16 protein-coding genes are annotated in these 19,456 nt (G+C 65.0%); 8 read left to right on the forward strand and 8 right to left on the reverse strand.

What is annotated here, in order from left to right:
• Positions 1 to 21 precede the first annotated feature (21 nt).
• Positions 22 to 1,344, reverse strand: a complete 1,323-nt coding sequence (locus tag G3N97_RS02430) for an MFS transporter (RefSeq protein WP_205991743.1) — start codon at positions 1,342 to 1,344, stop codon at positions 22 to 24.
• 104 nt (positions 1,345 to 1,448) lie between these two features.
• On the opposite strand from G3N97_RS02430, the gene G3N97_RS02435 reads away from it, so the two are divergent.
• Positions 1,449 to 2,402, forward strand: coding sequence for a LysR family transcriptional regulator (locus G3N97_RS02435; protein WP_205991744.1), 954 nt, complete (start codon positions 1,449 to 1,451; stop codon positions 2,400 to 2,402).
• Between the two features lie 133 nt (positions 2,403 to 2,535).
• Here the strand turns inward: G3N97_RS02435 and G3N97_RS02440 are convergent, their stop codons facing one another.
• Together G3N97_RS02440 and G3N97_RS02445 are read right to left on the reverse strand one after the other, a co-directional pair.
• Positions 2,536 to 2,919, reverse strand: a complete 384-nt coding sequence (locus tag G3N97_RS02440) for a BON domain-containing protein (RefSeq protein ID WP_205991745.1) — start codon at positions 2,917 to 2,919, stop codon at positions 2,536 to 2,538.
• 641 nt (positions 2,920 to 3,560) lie between these two features.
• Positions 3,561 to 4,442, reverse strand: coding sequence for a LysR substrate-binding domain-containing protein (locus G3N97_RS02445; protein ID WP_205991746.1), 882 nt, complete (start codon positions 4,440 to 4,442; stop codon positions 3,561 to 3,563).
• Between the two features lie 124 nt (positions 4,443 to 4,566).
• Between G3N97_RS02445 and G3N97_RS02450 the strand changes: the two genes are divergently transcribed.
• From G3N97_RS02450 to G3N97_RS02460, 3 genes are all read left to right on the forward strand, one after another.
• The gene (locus G3N97_RS02450; RefSeq protein ID WP_205991747.1) at positions 4,567 to 5,811 is read left to right on the forward strand and encodes an MFS transporter; all 1,245 of its coding nucleotides are present in this window, start codon (positions 4,567 to 4,569) and stop codon (positions 5,809 to 5,811) included.
• Between the two features lie 610 nt (positions 5,812 to 6,421).
• Positions 6,422 to 7,123 (forward strand): carbonic anhydrase, encoded by a 702-nt coding sequence (locus tag G3N97_RS02455; RefSeq protein WP_065065926.1) that lies wholly within the window; start codon positions 6,422 to 6,424, stop codon positions 7,121 to 7,123.
• A 615-nt stretch (positions 7,124 to 7,738) separates the two neighbouring features.
• Entirely contained in the window at positions 7,739 to 7,915 is a 177-nt protein-coding gene (locus tag G3N97_RS02460; RefSeq protein WP_156773948.1) for a hypothetical protein, read from the forward strand.
• Between the two features lie 79 nt (positions 7,916 to 7,994).
• Here the strand turns inward: G3N97_RS02460 and G3N97_RS02465 are convergent, their stop codons facing one another.
• The gene (locus tag G3N97_RS02465; RefSeq protein WP_183039269.1) at positions 7,995 to 9,026 is read right to left on the reverse strand and encodes an aldo/keto reductase; all 1,032 of its coding nucleotides are present in this window, start codon (positions 9,024 to 9,026) and stop codon (positions 7,995 to 7,997) included.
• A gap of 233 nt (positions 9,027 to 9,259) precedes the next feature.
• On the opposite strand from G3N97_RS02465, the gene G3N97_RS02470 reads away from it, so the two are divergent.
• A complete protein-coding gene (locus G3N97_RS02470) occupies positions 9,260 to 10,699 on the forward strand; it encodes a DHA2 family efflux MFS transporter permease subunit (protein WP_205991748.1) in 1,440 nt (479 codons plus the stop codon).
• A gap of 88 nt (positions 10,700 to 10,787) precedes the next feature.
• Here G3N97_RS02470 and G3N97_RS02475 read toward each other — a convergent pair whose 3' ends face one another.
• Positions 10,788 to 11,813, reverse strand: coding sequence for a VTT domain-containing protein (locus tag G3N97_RS02475; protein ID WP_205991749.1), 1,026 nt, complete (start codon positions 11,811 to 11,813; stop codon positions 10,788 to 10,790).
• Between the two features lie 323 nt (positions 11,814 to 12,136).
• Here G3N97_RS02475 and G3N97_RS02480 point away from each other — a divergent pair, with 323 nt between their 5' ends.
• The 3 genes from G3N97_RS02480 to G3N97_RS02490 all read left to right on the forward strand — a co-directional run bounded on the left by G3N97_RS02480 (position 12,137) and on the right by G3N97_RS02490 (position 15,146).
• A complete protein-coding gene (locus G3N97_RS02480; RefSeq protein ID WP_205991750.1) occupies positions 12,137 to 12,955 on the forward strand; it encodes a helix-turn-helix transcriptional regulator in 819 nt (272 codons plus the stop codon).
• A 221-nt stretch (positions 12,956 to 13,176) separates the two neighbouring features.
• Positions 13,177 to 14,898 carry an FAD-dependent oxidoreductase gene (locus tag G3N97_RS02485; RefSeq protein ID WP_205991751.1) on the forward strand — a complete coding sequence of 574 codons (1,722 nt, stop codon included), beginning with the start codon at positions 13,177 to 13,179 and terminating at the stop codon, positions 14,896 to 14,898.
• A 56-nt stretch (positions 14,899 to 14,954) separates the two neighbouring features.
• On the forward strand, positions 14,955 to 15,146 hold the full coding sequence (locus G3N97_RS02490; protein WP_205991770.1) for a hypothetical protein: 192 nt from the start codon (positions 14,955 to 14,957) through the stop codon (positions 15,144 to 15,146).
• Positions 15,147 to 15,211: 65 nt separating this feature from the next.
• On the opposite strand, the gene G3N97_RS02495 is transcribed toward G3N97_RS02490, so the two are convergent.
• The 3 genes from G3N97_RS02495 to G3N97_RS02505 all read right to left on the reverse strand — a co-directional run bounded on the left by G3N97_RS02495 (position 15,212) and on the right by G3N97_RS02505 (position 19,454).
• A complete protein-coding gene (locus G3N97_RS02495) occupies positions 15,212 to 15,745 on the reverse strand; it encodes a LuxR C-terminal-related transcriptional regulator (protein ID WP_205991752.1) in 534 nt (177 codons plus the stop codon).
• 420 nt (positions 15,746 to 16,165) lie between these two features.
• Positions 16,166 to 17,896, reverse strand: a complete 1,731-nt coding sequence (ggt, locus tag G3N97_RS02500; protein ID WP_205991753.1) for a gamma-glutamyltransferase — start codon at positions 17,894 to 17,896, stop codon at positions 16,166 to 16,168.
• Positions 17,897 to 18,050: 154 nt separating this feature from the next.
• Positions 18,051 to 19,454: an MFS transporter gene (locus G3N97_RS02505; RefSeq protein ID WP_205991754.1), complete on the reverse strand. Its 1,404-nt coding sequence runs from the start codon at positions 19,452 to 19,454 to the stop codon at positions 18,051 to 18,053.
• Between the last annotated feature and the right edge of the window lie 2 nt (positions 19,455 to 19,456).

The following is a 19,456-nucleotide window of genomic DNA, read 5'->3' on the forward strand; positions in this document are numbered from 1 at the left end:
AACAGGAATACGAAATATCGATCAATCGTGATGCGAGCGCATGGCCAGCGTGCACAGAAACGCGATCACGCCCAGCGCCACCATATACGCCACCACGTAATGCGGATTGCCACCGCCCCACGCGAGCAGCGCGGTCGCGATCATCGGCGCGACGCCGCCGCCGAGCACCCCGGCCACCTGCACCGACACCGAGATACCGCTATAGCGGATTTCCGCCGGAAACTGCGCGGCAAACAATTGCGATTCGGGCGCATAGAGAATCGGAAACACCACGCCGACACCGAGCACCATCGCCCACCACACGGTCAGCGGATGCAGCGTTTCGAGCATCGCGAAGAACGGCGCGGCGAAGGCCGCCATCACGACGAGGCCCGCAAGAAAGAGACGCTTCTGTCCGATGCGATCGCTGAGCCAGCCGCAGAACGGCATCATCGCCAGCGAGAGCACGGCGCCCGCCGTGATCGCGTGCAGGATCTGCGCCTTGGGAATCTTGAGCTGATTCGCGGCATAGGCGAGCGCGAACGCCACCACCAGATAGAACCACGTGTTCTCCGCCGTGCGCGCGCCGATGATGAGGAGCAGCTCGCGCGGCTGGCGTCGCATGACTTCGAGCACGGGCGCTTGCACGGGCACGCGCTCCTTTTTCACGCGTTCGAAATCGGGCGATTCGGGCACGCGCACGCGAATCACCCAGCCGATCAGTACGAGCGCGATGCTCGCCAGAAACGGAATGCGCCAGCCCCATGAGAGCAGATCCGCTTCGGGCAGCGCGGTGACAGCCGCCATCGCAATCGACGACAGAATCAGCCCGAATCCGACGCCCGTTTGCGGCAGCGAACCGAAGAAGCCCTTGCGCCCCGGCGGCGCGTGTTCGACGGCCATCAGCACCGCGCCGCCCCATTCGCCGCCCACGGCCATGCCCTGCAGGAATCGCATGGCGACGAGCAGCACCGCGGCCCAGTAACCAATGCTCTGGAACGAGGGAATCAGGCCGATCGCCATGCTGGGAATGCCCATCAGCAGCAGCGTGGCGAGCAGCATCGACTTGCGCCCGATACGGTCGCCGAAATGACCGAACACGATGCCGCCCATCGGCCGGCCGATGAAGCCCACGCCATACGTCGCGAAGGCCGCGAGCGTGCCGAGGATCGGATCGAGCGTGGGAAAGAAAACCTTGTTGAAGACGAGTGCGGCGGCGGTGCCGTAGAGGAAGAAGTCGTACCACTCGATGGTGGTGCCGGCCATGCTGGCCCAGCCGGCGATCAGGTAATCGCGCGCCCTGCGTTTTTGTTCTGGAACGGGAACGGCCACTGCCGCCCCATCCGGGGTGGACTGCATGTGCATCGTTTGTCTCCATCCATATTGTGTGCGGCCGTCTTTTCAGCGACCTGCAAACGAGTATAGTTATTCGAATATCCACGGCATAGAGATGAAAAAGCCCATCCGATATGCAAAAAAACACAACGGGACAGATGGAGACATTGAACTGGGACGATTTGCGCTACTTCCTCGAAGTGGCGCGCACGCAGCGCGCGAGCGGCGCGGCGAAGCGCCTGGGCGTCGATCACACCACCGTGGCGCGACGCGTGCGCGAGCTGGAAGCCGCGCTCGGCACGGTGCTGTTCGACAAGTCGCGCGCGGGCGGTTTCGTGCTGACCGCCGAGGGACAGCGCCTGCTCGCCTACGCGGACGCGGTGGAAACCACGGTGCAATCGGCGAGCGAGCAATTCGCGCTGGGCGCGCAATCGCTTTCGGGGCACGTTCGGGTGGGATCGACGGAGGGTTTCGGCTGCTTTTTTCTGGCGCCGCAACTTGCGCGCTTTACAGGTCAGCATCCCGACATGTCGATCGATTTGCTGCCGGTGCCGCATTTCGTGAGTCTGTCGAAACGCGAGGCCGATCTGGCCATCATGCTGGAGCGCCCGGAACGCGGCCAGTATGTGTACACGAAGCTCAGCGACTACTGCCTGCGTTTATATGGGACACCTGATTATCTCGCGCGGCATGCACCGATTCGCAGCGCCGCCGATCTGCGCCATCACGCGTTCATCAGCTATGTCGCCGATCTCGCCTTCAGCCACGAGTTGCTCTATCTCGAACGCGCCGCGCCGAACGTCAAGGCGAATCTGTGCAGCACCAGCGTGATCGCGCAATATCACGCCGCCGTGCAAGGCAGCGCGCTGGCGATCCTGCCGTGCTTCATGGCCGAGCCCGATCCGCGTCTGGTCTCGATCCTGCCCGATGAAATCGTGGTGACGCGGCGTTTCTGGCTATGCAGCCGCGAGGAGTTGCGCAAGCTGCGGCGCGTCACGTCGCTGTGGGATTATCTGCGCGCCGCCGCGGATGCGAATCAGCCTTTGCTGATGGGGCAATCGCCCGAGATGCATTACGTCGAGGCCTGAATTCAGGAGCGCGCGCCCAATAGAAAAACCGCACAGGCAATTCGGTTCGCGAATAGCCTGTGCGGTTTCGAAGCTGAACCGGACTGCATCCCGCGCCCCACGCGCGCGATGCATTCCGTTCGCGTGCAGCGGATCAGGTCCCGACCGGACGGATCGTCAGCGCGTTCCTCACCGACGTCACGCCGGCCACGCCCTTGGCCACTTCCGTGGCGCGGTCGATCTGCGGTTGCTCCGGCACGGTGCCTTGCAGGATCACGGCGCCATCGCGAGCGCGCACGGTGATGTTGGCCACGCTGATGTCCTTGGCCTTCGCGAGCGCCGAGCGCACCTTGCGCGAGAGCGCACGGTTAGCGGCCTTGGCGGAGCGATATTGCGCCTTCGAGTCCTTCATCTGGGCCCGGGCAGCGTCGGTCGGCGAAGCGGCCGGCGCGCTGGCGGCGTCCTGCGCGTACACGTGGAGCGAAGCGGCGACGAGCATCGTGCCGGCCGCCAGTTTGAACGCCTGAATAGCCTTCATGCAGTTTTCTCCTGTTGTCACAGTTTTTTGATAGCCCGCGAGGGCCGTGCACTACGCTTTCACTTCGAATCAGACGCGGTCATTGCGGCAGATCTGACTGCGACAATGGCATCGGGAACTAACGATACTCCATTTATTTCAACTTTGATGCGAAACCGTCGGCGCGCGGCCCGTCTGTGGCTAATCTGTGACTTCATTTCCACAGACGAATCGGCATGCCTCTGCAATCCGCTCTGACGGGCTGTCCCGAATGCCAGGACAACACCAGGACAACGCACATTCAAAGGAATGCCATTCAATCGTATTTACGTATTTTCAAAGCCGGCGCAATACGGCCCGCGAAACGCGCATGACCAGGATTGCGCACAATGCGCCTGAAGAGTGCATGCGCGATGAATAGTGCACACGCATGTTTCTTTTCAACCTTTATTGCCCGCTATTGCTCGCTATTCGATGCTGTATTGGCGCGGCATTGGTGCGCTTTTGGTGCGTGCATTGCCACGCCATTCACGCGATACTGCCATGCCATTTCGACGCTATAGCCTGGCCATAATCGCAAACAACGTATGGCATTCGCCTGGCGTTGACGCGTATCGACACAGGTTTTACCCGCATTGATTCGCAGACGAAAACCCGCGTATTCAACGCGCGAGCTGCGACTTGACCCAGCGATAGAACTGCTGGATCGCGGCTTCGCGTGGATGGCCCTCGCGCCAGGTGAAGTAATAGTCGAGCGAAGCGGGAATGCGCACCTGGCCGAGTTGCACCAGCTCGCCGCGCTCGATGAAGTCGCGCGCGAGTTGCAGCCGCGCGGTGGCCGCGCCCTGCCCGGCCACCGTGGCTTGCAGCAGCAGGCCCGCGTCGTCGAAGACCGGGCCGCGCTCGGGTTCCGTGCCCGCCACGCCCGCCGCCTCGAAGAAGTCGCGCCACGAACGCCGCGCGAAGCGCAGCAGCGGCATGCCCGGCAGATCCTCGATGCGGAAATCCGGATAGCGCGCGAGCAGCGCAGGACTGCAGACGGCCACGACCTGGTCGTCGAGCAACTTGCGGATCTGGAAACCGGGCTCGTCGACGCGGCGATGCCAGATGCCGATATCGAACGGATAAGGATCGGGCGGCGTGACGTCGGCGTGCATGCGCATCGACAGATCGACGTCGGGGTGGCGATCGTAGAAGTCGCCCAGACGCGGAATCAGCCAGACCGAGGCGAAATCGGCCATCACGCTCAGTTCGAGGCGCGTGACGCCGCTCACGCCCGGACGCGTGGCGTCGAGCGCGTCGCGCAGGTCGTCGAGACTGCGGCGCACGCGGTCGGCCAGTTGCGCACCGGCGGCGGTCGGGATCATCTGGCCGCCGGCGCGGCGGAACAGCTCGACGCCGAGTTCCGCTTCGAGCCCGCGCAGATGGTGGCTCACGGCGCTGTGCGTCAAATGCAATTCTTCCGCGGCGCGGCTGAAACTGCGCCGCCGCGCCGCCGCTTCTAGCGCGCGCAGGGCCTGCAAGGGAGGGAGCGATCGGGACATGACGTCAAATTCTACTCACAATCGCGTCTGAAATCTCTCGCTGGCCTCGCGCCCGGCTTTTCGCCAATAATCGTGACCCAGCCATTCAATCCGCGTTCGCTTCGTCTACGCGCCCGTTCGTCTCATGACCGCTCTCAGATTGCGCGTTTTTGCCGTTTTCGCGCTCGGCTACTTCGTTTCCTATCTGTTTCGCGGCGTCAATCTGGGCTTCGCACCGTTCCTGACGCACGAAATGGGCTTCACCGCGACCGATCTCGGCACGCTCACGAGCCTGTACTTCCTCGGCTTCGCGGGCGCGCAGATTCCCGCGGGCGTGCTGCTCGACCACTTCGGCCCGCGCCGCGTGACCGCGTGCGTCATGCTGATCGCGGCGACGGGCGCGCTCGTCTTCGGCCTTTCGCACAGCATGGGCGCGATGATGTTCGGGCGGCTGCTGGTGGGCGTGGGCGTTTCCGTCTGCCTCGGCGGCGCGTTCAAGGCGACCGCGCAACACTTCCCCGTCGCACAACTGACGCTCGTCAACGGCCTCGTGATGGCGGTCGGCGGACTGGGCGGCGTCGCGGTGGGTGCGCCGCTCTCCTGGCTGCTCTCGTTCGCGCCGTGGCGCGCGGTGAGCGTCGGGCTCGCGGTGTTCACGGCCGTCATCGCCGCGGTCATCTGGATCGGCGGACCGCGCACCCGCGACACCCATCATCAGGCAAGCGTGCTGGAACAGTTCAAGGGCACCGCGCACATCCTGCGCAGCCACGCGTTCTGGAAGACGGCGTCGTTTTCGGCGCTCACGCAGACGGTGTTCTACGCGATGCAGTCGCTCTGGGTCGGCGCGTTTCTGCGCGATGTCGTGCCGGCCGGGACCACCGACGTGGCGAGCCGCGCCGCGTCGCTCATCTCGGTGCTGGGCGCGGCGTTCATCGTCGGCAATATCGGTTTCGGCGCGCTGGCGCGCAGCTTCGAGCGGCGCGGCGTGAGCGTCGCGCACTTTTCCGGCGTGACGATGGTGCTGTTCGTGGTCGTGCAGGCGCTGCTCGCCGCGCGCGTGCCGCTGCCCGCGCCCGTGCTCTGGGCGGCCTACGGCGCGCTGGGCGGCACCGGCATCCTCACCTACGCGGTCCTCGCCGAATACTTCCCTTCGCGGATGATCGGGCGCGTCAACACCACGTTCACGCTCGTGATCTTCGTCGGCATCTTCGTGACGCAGATCGCGATCGGCGCCGCGCTCGGACACTGGACCGCCGTGGACGGCCACTATCCGGTCGCCGCCCATCAGGCCGTCTGGAGTGCGCTCATCGCCATTCAGGCCCTGGCCGCCGTGTGGTACTTCATGCCGGGCCGCCGCGCCCCGGCCACGCGCGCCGCGCTGGAATCCTGAGCGGATGGCGCAGGGCTGGCGCCGCTCGGTGCCAGCCTTCGCGCGCGTAGGCGAGCGGGTGCGATCGGCGGGAATCGGCAGGAATCGGCCAGCAAAACTGCCAGCAAACCGCCTTGCCACGCCGATCGGGATACGCGCTCTCCGCGTGCTCGCGCCATCTCCCTTCACTTTCCTTTCACAAACCTACATCCGCGTAATCAGCCGGGTCGCGTACAATGCTGCCCCGCCAGCGTCGGACGGCTAGTTCAACAGCCACCGCGCCGGCGTTCACCGACCCGCTGACCGGTTGATTGACAACAAGCTCGACCCGCAAGACCGATCGCTGCTCGCAGCGCCACGCAGGCGCCCGGCGCGTGAGAAAATGCGTGTCGAATCTCCAGCGCCCGTCCGAAGCGTGTTCGCCCCCACAAGGCCGCGCCATGCGGCGGCCGGCTCAGCCGGTTGCCGATCGGAAACGGAAAACGAAACGCAGGAAATGGAGAAAACGGGGGAATGCAGGAGAAAACGCACGGTCGGACGGCAGGTTTCCGATCCGAAACGCGTAGCCTCGGCGTAAACTCCCGCTGTTGCCATTCGATTGTGTCGATTCATGATAAAGAGAGAAACTCCCATGCCAGACAACACTCACTCGCACGACGACCACTCCGAATCGTGCGGCTGCGATCTGCTGCACCTGCTCGACGGCGTGGACGAGTTCAGTCATAACGTGTTCCCCGGCAACAAGGAGCTGTTCCGCAGCCTCGCGCACAGCCAGGCGCCGCACACGCTCTTCATCACCTGCGCCGACTCGCGCGTGTCGCCGGAAATGATCACGCAGGTGCGTCCCGGCGAGCTGTTCGTCTGCCGCAACATCGGCAACATCGTCCCGGCCTACGGCGAAATGCTCGGCGGCGTGTCCGCCGTGGTGGAATTCGCCGTGCTCGCGCTGAACGTGCGCCAGATCGTGCTGTGCGGCCATACCGACTGCGGCGCGATGAAGGGCCTCGCCCAGGGCGCCGAAGCCACCGCCGGCATGCCGACCGTGCAGGCCTGGCTGCGCAACGCCGAAGCGGCGCGCAGCGTCGTGCAGACGCGCGGTCTCGACGAAAACCAGGTCGTGCAGGCGCTGGTCGAGGAAAACGTGCGACTGCAACTCACCCATCTGCGCACCCACCCGGCCGTCGCGGCCCGCGTGGCGCAAGGCCAGCTCGAGCTGCAAGGCTGGGTCTACGACATCGGCCACGGCACGATTTCGGTGTTTGACGACACCCACGGCCGCTTCGAGTCGCTCGGCGAGGCGCGTTCGCGTCTGCGCAAAGACACCACGGGTTAAATCCGCTGTCTGACGCGGCCCGGCTCCCGAAGCCTGGGCCGCGCATCTCCCCGCTGTTCCCGCCAACGCCGGACCGCGCCTCAGGGCGCCGTCCGGCGTTGGCGTTTGGTGGCCTCAAAATTGGATTACCTCAATTCCTGAAACAATTTTTTGACTAGGGTGTAACACCTAGGGGTTTACCCCAGGTCAAGAGATGGCTATACTCTGCCCCGTACCAGATGCGGCGCCCTGCCGCACGAGAAAAATAATTCCGGAGGTTGCCAGCTATGCAGTTCGCTTCCTTGCCGTACTCGTCTTTGTCTGACACCGGTTCCATCCGCGGCTGCGTTGGCAGTTTCGGTGGCCGTTCCGCAGTCCGTTTCAGCGTCTCTCCCGTTGTCGATTTCGTCGCCGTACCCCGGCGACTGCGCGCGCCACGCTAGCACCCGCACGCGCATCGCGCCGCTGCGTCCACACGATGCAGGCGGCGTTTCAGGCCCACTCCACGTCAAGCGCCGTTCGACCGCCGAGGCTTTCGCCCCGGACGACGGCCCGCGCGCGTTCGCGCACTGGCGGCCGGTAATGGGCTCAAGCACCCACACGGGCGAAACGCCCGGTTACCGAAGGAGCAATGCCATGGAGTCCAGCCTCAAGCCGCCCGCGAAGATCGAAGTCAAACTGCTTCTGCATCCGCAGGACCACGACCGCGCGCTCGCCATCGCCCGCTCCGCGAACATCGCCGAGCGCGACTTCTTCGCGCTGGCGATCCATCTCGGCGCGGCCGAAATCCTGCGCGCGTCCGTCGCGAACTGAGTCTGCGCGGCGAGCGCCGCGCATCGCTCGCCCTACCATCGGCAAAATCGGCAAAATCGGCGAAATCGGCGCTAGCCGCTCACCACTCGACCGGCGCCGGGTTGCGCTCCGCGAACCCTTCCTGATGCCAGTACGGATAGACCGGCCGCACCTTGCTCGCGGCGTCGAGCTTCGCGACCTGTTCGGCCGTGAGGTTCCAGCCCACCGCACCGAGGTTCTGGCGCAACTGCGCCTCGTCGCGCGCGCCGATCAGCACGGTCGCCACGGTCGGACGCTGCAATAGCCAGTTCAGCGCGATCTGCGGCACGGTCTTGCCAGTTTCCTGGGCGATCTCGTCGATGGCGTCGAGCACGCGGAACAGGGTCTCGTCGGGCACCGGCGGCCCCTGATCGGCGGTCTTGTGCAGACGGCTCGTCTGCGGCAGCGGCTGGCCGCGGCGGATCTTGCCGGTCAGACGCCCCCAGCCGAGCGGACTCCACACGACCGCGCCCACGCCCTGATCGAGCCCGAGCGGCATCAGCTCCCATTCGTAGTCGCGGCCGATCAGCGAGTAATAGGTCTGATTGGCGACATAGCGCGGATAGCCGTAGCGGTCCGCCACCGCGAGCGACTTCATCAGATGCCAGCCCGAGAAGTTCGACACGCCCGTGTAGAGGATCTTGCCCGCGCGCACCAGATCGTCGAGCGTCGAGAGCACTTCTTCGGCGGGCGTTTTCGCGTCGAAACCGTGCAGTTGAAACAGGTCGATGTAATCGGTTTGCAGACGCTTGAGCGCGGCGTCGACGGCGCGTCGCAAATGGATGCGCGAGGAGCCGACGCTATTGGCGCCGTCGTCGAAACGGAAGGTCGCCTTGGTCGAGATGATGACCTTGTCGCGCCGTCCCTTGAGCGCCTCGCCGAGCACCGACTCCGAGGCGCCGTTCGAGTAGATGTCGGCGCTGTCGAACATGTTCACGCCCGCTTCGAGACAGATGTCGATGAGGCGGCGCGCTTCGGCCACGTCGGTCGCGCCCCACGCCTCGAAGAATTCGCCTTTGCCGCCGAACGTGCCCGTGCCAAAGCTCAACACCGGCACCTTGAATCCTGATGCACCCAGAAAACGGGTTTCCATTTCCGATCCTCCACGAGTGAGTGTCTGACGAAACAACCGGTCAACGAGTGTACGCGCGTCATCGCTTATTTGCCGCGCCAGCGGATTCGACGTCAGCGCTGTACAGTTGCGCTTTCTTTCCTTTCGGAAACACGCGCGCGAATCGAGCGAGAACGTGCGTTTCCGATCGGCAACTCTCTTGCCTTTCCGTTCATGCGCAGCGCTTTCCACACTTTCCCCGCCGGGACCCGCCGATGACGAGCACGACGCCCACGCCCCAGACGCGCTCGTCGCTCATCGGCTGGCTGCCCTATATCGTCGCCGCCACGTTTTTTATGGAGTACCTCGACACCACCGTGATCGCCACGGCGCTGCCGCAGATGGCGCGCTCGTTCGGCATCGGCCCGAACAGCCTGAGTCTCGGCGTGACCGCGTACATGCTGGCGCTCGCCATCTTCATTCCGGCGAGCGGCTGGGTGGCGGACCGCTGCGGCTCGCGCACGGTGTTCTTCGGCGCCGTGCTCACGTTCACGATCGCCTCGGTGCTGTGCGGGATCGCGCAGAACCTGCCGGAGTTCGTCGCGGCGCGCGTGCTGCAAGGCATCGGCGGCGCGATGATGGTGCCGGTCGGACGCATGATCGTCGTGCGCAGCACCGACAAAAGCCGTCTGATGCAGGCGATCTCCACCATCACCTGGCCCGCGATCGCTGCGCCCGTGATCGGGCCGCCGGTCGGCGGCTTCATCACCACGTACGCGTCTTGGCGCTGGATCTTTCTGCTCAACGTGCCGTTCGGCATCGCGGTGCTCGTCGCGATCATGGCGATGGTGCCGAACCTGCGCGGCGAGCAGCGCAAACCGCTCGACGTCGTCGGCCTCGTGCTGAGCGGCGCGTCGCTCACGGCGATTCTTTATGGCGCCGAACTCGCGAGCCAGCCCGGCGAAAATCCGTGGCGCGCGGCGGCGCTGGTGGCGGTCGGCGTGCTGATCGGCGCGATCGCGTTTTTCCATGCGAAGCGCCATGCGCATCCGCTGATCGACGTGTCGACGCTGAAAATCCCGACCTTTTCGGTGACGGTCGTGACCGGTTCGGTCACGCGCATCGGCATCGGCGCGGCGCCGTATCTGATGCCGCTGCTGTTCCAGATCGGCTTCGGTTTGTCGGCGTTCAAGTCGGGCTTGCTGCTGCTCGCCAGCGCGCTCGGCAACCTCGGCATGAAGGCGCTCACGACGCGCATTCTCGAACGCTGGGGCTTCCGTCTGGTGTCGATCGTCGACGTGACGATCGCGGGCCTGTCGATGATCGCGTGCGGATTGCTCACGCCCGGCGTGCCGCTCGCCATCGTGCTGATCGTCGTGTTCGTGTACGGCGTGACGCGCTCGATGCAATTCTCGACGCTCGCCACGCTCGCCTACGCCGACGTCGCGCAACCGCAGATGAGCGCCGCCAGCACGCTCTGGAGCGCGGCGGCGCAGATGACCAACGGTCTGGGCATTGCGTTCGGCGCGCTCGCGCTGCGCGTGGCGGCGAGCTACCACGGCGAGGCGAGCGGCCACGCGTTCTCGCTCGACGACTTCCGCCTCGCGTTTCTGGGCGCGGGCGTGCTCACGCTGATGTCGGTGTGGGGATATGCACGGATGGCGCGCGACGCGGGCCGCAACATGGGCGGCGGCTCGCGCCGGCAGCGCGCGTGAAGTCGTGCGGCTTCAGGCGCGCGTAAAAGGCGATGCGTTGATGATGAGTTGATGATTCCAAGCCGCGACGACATCCGTCGCGGCCCGATTACTTCGACAAACTCGCGCGCACCGTAAATTCCTGTTCGCCGTCCGGTTCGAAGTCGTCGTCGTCGCGAATATACGCGGGATGGAATTCCGCCGAGAGCGGCTCCACCGGATAACCGCGGCGCTCCCACGCATCGAGCCCGCCCTTGAGCGCATGCGCGTGATGAATGTGCTTGCTGCGCAACTGATTGACGATGCGCTTCGCGGTCGCCTCGTTCGGGCACACGCAATAGACCACGATGGGGCTCGCGACCAGTTCGGGCGCGATCTCGTCGTGCGAATCCAGATCGAGCGGACGCGCGCCCGGAATGCGGTACGCCTCCTTCTCGCGCACGCTGTGCGGCCGCGCGTCGAACACGATCGGCGGCGCGGCGGACTTCATCATCTCGTCGAGCTGATCGGGCGAAATACGGTGCGTGGCGAGCCAGCGGCGGAACTGCAGACGGCGCACCCAGCGCCACGCGAGAAACAGCAGACCGGCCACGGCGAGCACGTCGAAAATCGTGCCGCCGTTCGCGCGCACGAACACCGCGAAGCGCGCGATTTCCGCGTGCAGCGCCGCGCCGCCCAGCAGATAGACGCCCGCCCACAAGGTCGCGCCCAGCGCGTCCCAGAGCAGGAAAATGCGCATCTCCATCGACGTGGTGCCGAGCAGCGGCGCGGACATCAGACCGAGACCCGGCACGAACTTCGCCACCGTGAGAATCGGCGCGCCGTGACGCTCGAAGACATTGCGCGCGACGCGGATCGTCGTGTCGAGCGACAGCGAAAAACGCACCAGCGCATTGAGCAGCTTGCGGCCGCGCAGACGGCCCGCCATGAACCACAGCGAATCGGCCAGCAAGGTCGCGAACACGGCCGCCACCAGCAGATTCGGATACGACGCCTCACCGCCCGCCGCCATCGTGCCCGCGAGAATGAGCACGGGCGCGGCCGGAACCGGCACGCCGAGCTGCGTCACGAGCACGCTGAGAAATACCGCCCCGGTGCCGAAATCGGGCGGGATGGCGGTGGGGAGGGTCCACATGTCGAGGTTTCCTGCGCGGGAACGTTGGGGAAGAAAGGAAACATGTGCGTTTGCAGCACAAGGTGGGAGATTACCGCATCCAGGTGATTTCTTGCTCGCGGTCAGGCGCGCGCACAATGCCTGAATGGAGCGTTTGAGCGGTCGCAGATCCGGCCCTTTTCGTGATCAAAGCGATCGGAAGCACTCGGATGCGATCGGCGCATCGCGTGTACAAGGCGTAACCCCGATGCGCCCGCGAAGCAATCGGTGCTACGCTCGAAAGCCCGGCACGCGCGCGCCGCCGGATACCGCGCCGATATTTTTCCCGATTTCCTTTACGAAACATGCGCTACTGGCGTCTCGACCGTCCCAGCCAGACGGGACAGTTCGATCTGTCCCGCGTCACCCGTCTCGTGTCCGCGATCGGCGGCGCCGACGACAACGCGCTCGCCGCCGAGGTGCTCAATCTGCTCGGGCCGGCCACCGCGGTGTCGCAATGCACGGTGTTCGCGTACGAATTCGGCAATCGCCCGCGCACGGTCTCGGTCGCCGACCATCGCGGCGGGCGCTTTCTGCGCGACGTCGCCGACACCTACGCGCGCCTCTTCTACGCGCTCGACGGCAACCAGCGCATCGTCGCGGACAACGACGCGGGCGCGCCCGGCAACGCGCTCGTGCTGCACTGGCAGACCAGCGCCGATATCGAGCACGACGGCTATCGCACGGCCTGCTACGCTACGCCCAATGTGTCGGACCGGCTCTCGCTGCTGCTGCAGCCCGCCGCCGACATCTGGCTCTCCGTGAATCTCTATCGCGAGCGCGACGCCGGCAATTTCCAGCCCGGCGAGGTGCAACTCGTGGAGTCGCTCGCGCCGCTGATCGGCGAGGCCACGAAGCATCACTACGCGCTGCGCGGCCAGCGTCAGCCCGGCATTGCGCCGCTGATGCTCGCGCGCCTGCGCAGCCTCTGCCCGGAACTCTCGAAGCGTGAACTCGACGCGCTGCGCGGCGTGCTCGAAGGCCACAGCGCCGCCGAGATCGCCGACCACATGGGCGTGAAGCCGAGCAGCGTCGTGACGTACCAGAAGCGCGCGTATCGGCGGCTCGGCATTTCCAGTCAGCGCCAGCTTTTCGCGCTCTGTCTCGCCAACGGCAACGGCTGACACGCGCCTCGCGCGGCGCGGGCAATGCGGCCGCGCTGTACCCAAAATGAGGACAGCGCCACGGCGCGCGCGCTCCATACTGGCTCCATCGACGCGGGATCGGCTGTTCAACAGAACCGCACGATCCGCGAGAAAAATCCAGATTGGAGACAGTTCGCCATGCCCCACCACGCCTGTTTTTCGTGCGCCGCTTCCGGCACTTCCGCGCGGGAGTCCGCGCAATGAACGCCGCCTTCCAGCCCTATCCGTTCAACGCGAAGCGCTACGACGCACGCCTGCCCGATTGCGTCGGCGGCCGCGAAACGCAGCGCCATGCGGTCACGATCGTCGGCGGCGGCCCGGTCGGCCTCGCCATCGCGCTGGGTCTTGCGCGGCACGGCGTGCGCTCGGTGCTGATCGAAGCCGACGACTCGGTCTGCTACGGCAGCCGCGCGATCTGCATTTCGCGCCGCAGCCTCGAAATCATCGAACGCCTCGGGGCGCTCGACGGCTTCCTCGCGAAAGGACTGCCGTGGACCGGCGGACGCAGCTTCTATCGGCACGACGAAGTGCTGCACTTCACGATGCCGCAGGACGACAACCAGAAGCTGCCGCCGATGGTCAATCTCGCCCAGTACCACATCGAGCAATTTCTGCTCGACGCGGCCGAGCGGCACGCCGACCTGATCGATATCCGCTGGCGCACCAGGGTCACGGCGATCCGCCACGACGAACACGGCGCGACGCTCACGCTCTCGACGCCCGCGGGCGACTACGCAGCGCAGACCGACTGGCTCGTGGCCGCCGACGGCGGGCGCAGCACGGTGCGCGACGCGCTGGGCCTGAAGCTGCAGGGCACGAGCTACGAAGGCCGCTACGTGATCGTCGACATTCTGCTCGACAGCGCGCGCCCGACCGAGCGCCTCGCCTACTTCGATCCGGCGTCGAATCCGGGCTCGACGGTGCTGGTGCACAAGCAGCCCGACAACGTCTGGCGCATCGACTATCAGTTGCGCGACGACGAGGACGCCGACGAAGCCGTCAAACCCGCCAACGTGATGCCGCGCGTGCAAAGCCTGCTCGACATGATGGGCGAAACCGCGCCGTGGTCGCCGGTCTGGATCACGATCTACAAGGCCAACGCGCTGACGCTCGAACGCTACCGGCACGGCCGCGTGCTGTTCGCGGGCGACGCCGCGCATCTGGTGCCGATATTCGGCGTGCGCGGCGCGAATTCGGGTATCGACGACGCCGACAATCTCGCGTGGAAACTCGCCTACGTCACGCAGGGCCGCGCGCACGCGAGCCTGCTCGACAGCTACTCCGACGAACGCGTGTTCGCCGCGCACGAAAATCTGAGCTACGGCACCAAAAGCACGGAATTCATGGCGCCGCCCTCGTTCGCGTTCGAACTGATGCGCAAGGCCGTGCTGAGTCTCGCGCTCAAGCATCCGGGCGTGCGCTCGCTGATCAATCCGCGCCAGACGTCGGCGATTGCGTATCTCGATTCGCCGCTCAATGCCGCCTCCGATGCGTTCGCGTGCGGCCCCGCGCCCGGCGCGGTGCTGCCCGAATGTCCGCTGACGATCGTCGATCGTGACGGCGCGCATCTCGCCGCGCATCTCACCGATCTTGTCGGGCCGCGCTTCACGGCGCTCTGGTTCAGCAGCGAAGGCGAAAACGCGATTCCCGCCGACATCGCCGCGCTCGAAGCCGGGTTCGCCGCACGCGACATCCCCTTCACGCTGATCCCGATCACGCACAAAGCGCCCGCCGATTCCACCCGACGCAGCGCGTGGGATCACACGGGCCGGCTCTTTCCGATGTACGGCGTCGCGCGCACCGCGCTCTATCTCGTGCGCCCCGACGGCCATGTGCTCGGACGCTGGCAAGGCGCTCGCGACGAAACCGCCACGCTCGCGCAGCACGCGCTCGCGGCAGTCGATCGCGCATTGCACGGCTGATGCCGAAACCCGGAGACACGATGATGGAACAACGATTGGAACGCGCCATGACGACCATGACGGATAGCGAACTCGACGCGGTTTATACGCGTCTGTGCAAAACGATGACGGAGCTGGGCGAAGCGGCGACGCCGCTGTTTCTCGCGCGCTTTGCGCTGCTTGCCGTCGAGCGCATCGGCGACGCGAACGCCGCGTTCAAACTGATCGACGCCGCGCGCGAAGACATCGACGGATCGGCCGCGCCGTGAATCGCTTGGTGAATCGCGCCATGAACCGAATCATTAATCGCGCTTTAAAACCGCTTTAAACCCGCTCAGCGACGCGACGTTTGCAGCAACCGCGCGAGCTTCGAGCGGTTGCTAATGCCGAGTTTCTGAAAAGAACGGTCGAGATGCGTGCGCACGGTCGTATAGGAAATGCCGAGCCGCTGCGCGATTTCCTTGTCGAGCAAGCCATCCGCCGCCAGTTCGACCACTTCGCGTTCGCGACGCGTGAGGCGCGCGAGCAGATCGCCATCGGCCTGCAACGGCTCATCGCTGGCGGGCGTCGCGTCGATCTGCGTCTCGCTGCTGACCCGCGCCAGCGCGGCCACGAACGCAGGCCGGATCAGATCGAACACCGCGCGATCGCGCCCGGACGCGCTCTCGCGCTGGCCGCCGCGCACGACCCACAAGTTGCCGTCGCTCGCGTCGCCCTGCCATGCGGCTTCGGCGAAATCGTCCGCGTCCAGCAGATCGAGCGTGAGTCGCGCAACGTGCGCGCGCAGGGCGTCGTCAGTCAGCGCAGGCTCCGCCAGCACCCTGAAGAGGTCGGCAAGCAGCACCAGTTCGCGGCGAGTCAGATGCATGCGCAACAGGATGAAGACAGCGTTGGATCAAAGTACACGTTCATGATTGCCAGCGGCCCGCCGCCGTTGCATCCGCAACGTTCGGCGCCAGCGTATGCGCTCCAGCTTATCGAGCGCGTCAAGTGAATTCAAGAAAACTTCCGGAGCGGAAAAGAAAATGGGCGGCAGAGCCGCCCCAAGAAAACACACGCCGACAGCCATCAGGCCGCCGGAAGTTGCATCCTACGCGATGCTCCTGGCATGTGAATCCTCATTAAAGAGGACAAATGTGCATCGCATGCGAGGTTTGCCGAAATGCGCTGTGAGAGCGATGCTGAGTGGGAAAAAATGCCACACAAATAGGGCTCATCGGATATTCACAGCGCATAGACCCGGTAAATTATCCCCGCCTGATTCGATGACAATGAAGGAATCGGAAAATCAGGGAATCACGCGCGTCACGCCACGGCCGCGCGGATCGGCGGCGGCTTCGGGCGTTTCGCCGTCGATGCGGATCGCCTGAATGTCGCCGTTGAAATCCTGGCCCTTCAGCGTATAGCCCTTCGCTTCGACCTGCTTGGCGAGTTCGCCGTCGATCGGCTGGTACGGTTCCCAGAAAATCGTGTTCGGCGGCAACAATTGATGGTGGAAACGCATCGCGCCCACGGCATCCTTCAGCGGCATGTTGAAGTCGTAGATATTGTTGATGACCTGGAAGATCGACGTGAAGATGCGCGAGCCGCCCGGCGTGCCGATCACGAGCGCGACCTTGCCGTCCTTCGTGAGAATGGTCGGCGTCATCGAGGAAAGCGGACGCTTCTTCGGCGCGATCGCGTTCGCGTCGCTGCCCACCACGCCGAACATGTTCGGCACGCCGGGCTTCGCGGAGAAGTCGTCCATCTCGTCGTTGAGCACGATGCCCGCGCCCGGCACCACCACGCCCGAGCCGAAATAGCCGTTGATCGTGTACGTGTTCGAGACGGCGTTGCCCCACTTGTCGACCACCGAGAAGTGCGTGGTCTCCGCCTTTTCCGGCATCGAGGTGCCGAGCCCCGGCTGCACGCTCTTCGTATCGGAAGGCTTGTCGGGATCGACTTCGGCCACGCGTTTCGCGAGATAGGCGTCGTCGGTCAGTTGCGCGACCGGCACCTTGTAGAAGTCGGGATCGCCGAGATATTGCGCGCGATCCGCGAACACGCGCTTCTCGATCTCCGCAATCAGATGAATGTATTGCGGCGAGTTGAGCGTCACGTCCTTGAACTGCGGCGCGAGCATCGCCTTCATCTTGAGCAGTTGCACGAGGCCCACGCCACCCGAACTCGGCGGCGGCGCGGTGATCACTTCATAGCCGTTCCACTTCGCCTCCACCGGCTGACGCCACACGGCCTTGTAGTCCTGCAGATCGCGCTTCGTGATGAGACCGTGGTCCTTCATCGAGGCGGCGATCAGGTCGGCGGTCTTGCCGTCGTAGAAGTCCTTCGCGCCTTGATTGGCGATGCGCGTGAGCACGTTGGCGAGATCGGGCTGCCTGAACGTCGCGCCCTCTTTCATGTCGCCGAAGTACTGATCGAAATTGGTCTTGCCGCCGAATTCCTTCGACGCTTCCTCGCGGCGCTTCGCCAGCAGTTCGTCGACGACGAACCCGTCGCGCGCGTAGTGAATCGCCGGCTGCAGCACCTGCTTCCAGGGCAGCTTGCCGAAGCGCTTCTGCGCTTCCCACATGCCCTCGACCGTGCCCGGCACGCCCACGGCGTCGTAGCCATAGAGGCTCTTGCCCGGAATCACGTTGCCCTTGTCGTCCTGATACATCGTGCGCGTGGCGGCCAGTGGCGCGCGCTCGCGGTAATCGAGGAAATACGGCTTGCCGTTCACGTACAGCGTCATGAAACCGCCGCCGCCGATATTGCCGGCTTCGGGATACGTGACGGCGAGCGTGAAGGCGATGGCGACGGCGGCATCGACCGCGTTGCCGCCCGCCTTGAAGATCTGCTCGGCGGCGTCGGCCGCGTATTTGTCGGCGACGGCCACCGCCGACGCGTTCAGGACCGCGGGATGTTGCTGCGTGTCTTTCGCGAATGCGGGCGTGGCTTCGAGAAAGCCCGCCGATAAAGCGGAAAGCGAAATGAGTGCGAGAGCGGCTGCGGAAATTTTCGTTCTATCGACCAGCTTCATTGAGTGACCTCCATGATTCGGTTCATCGCGTAACGTCAACCACCTTTCACCGGGCTTTTGACCCGGTTACAGCGCTTATAGCATGCGCAGAAATCGTTTGCGATCCGGCGATCCGCCGATAACGCTCCGGCGCCGATTCATGGAATACGCCGCGTCAGGCCTTGCCGCGACTGCCGCGCGCGATCTCGTCGCCGGCGTTGGCGGGCAGGCGCATCGTCACGGGAATCGAGGCCACCGAGAACAGGCCGACCACGAAAAACGCCGGCCAGAAATCGGACCAGACGATGGTCGGATGGCCTTGCACGCGATGCGAAATCTGCAGCACGATCCCGGCGATCGTCACGCCCAAGCCGAGCGACACCTGCTGGATCACGCTCGCCACGCTGGTCGCGCGGCCGATGTCTTTGGTCTCGATGTCCGCGTATGCGAGCGAATTGAGGCCGGTGAATTGCAGCGAGGGAAACAGCCCGCCCGCCAGCACGATGAGCCAGATGAGCCACACGGGCGTCGTCGGCGAGAACAGGCCGCAGACCGCGATGGCCGCGCCCGCAATTGCCGCGTTGACGATCAGCGTGCGCCGGAAACCGAAGCGCCCGAGCACGCGCGAGACGATCGACTTCATGAAGATCGAGCCGAACGCCGACGCGCAGGTAATCGCCCCCGATGCGAACGCGGTCATGCCGAGCCCTTCCTGCAGCGTCAGCGGCAACAGGAACGGCACCGCGCCGAGGCCGATGCGAAACAGCGAACCGCCCGCCACGCTCGCGTTGAAACTCGGAATGCGCAGGAACTTCAGATCGAGCACGGGACGTTCGGCGCGTTGCGCATAGAACCAGTAGAGCGTGAGCAGGATCGCGCCGACCACGCACATCGTCACCGCTTTGGTATTCGAAACGAGTTCGCCGCCGACGAGCGACAGGCCCAGCATGAACAGCGACGCGCCGCCCGCCGAGAGCAGAAAACCGAGCCAGTCGAGCGGCCCCGGATGCTCCTCGTGCATGTTCGCGATATGCCGGTTCGCGAGCCAGATGCCGAACACGCCAATCGGAATATTGACGAAGAAAATCAGCCGCCAGTGCAGATACGTGGTGATGAACCCGCCGAGCGGCGGCCCGACGACCGGCCCGAGCAGCGCGGGCACGGTGAGATAGTTGACCGCGCGAATGAAGTCCGACTTCGGCAGCGAACGGAAGATGATGATGCGCCCGACCGGCACCATCATCGCGCCGCCGATGCCCTGTACGAAGCGCGCGGCCACGAACATTTCGAGCGAGCGCGATGCCGCGCACAGCAGCGATCCGGTCATGAAAATGCCGATGGCCGTGCGAAACACATTGCGTGAACCGAAGCGGTCGGCCACCCATCCGCAGATCGGAATGAATACGCCGAGGCCGATCACATAGCTCGTGACGGCCAGTTTCAGCGTGATAGGATCTTGCCCGAGATCGCGGGCCAGCGCGGGCAACGAGGTGACAATGACCGTCGCGTCCACGTTCTCCATGAACATCGAGCACGCGACGATAAGCGGAACGATGAAAGTGCCGAGGGCAAGGGGCATGG

Source organism: Paraburkholderia sp. Ac-20347, assembly GCF_017104805.1.
Lineage (GTDB): Bacteria > Pseudomonadota > Gammaproteobacteria > Burkholderiales > Burkholderiaceae > Paraburkholderia > Paraburkholderia tropica.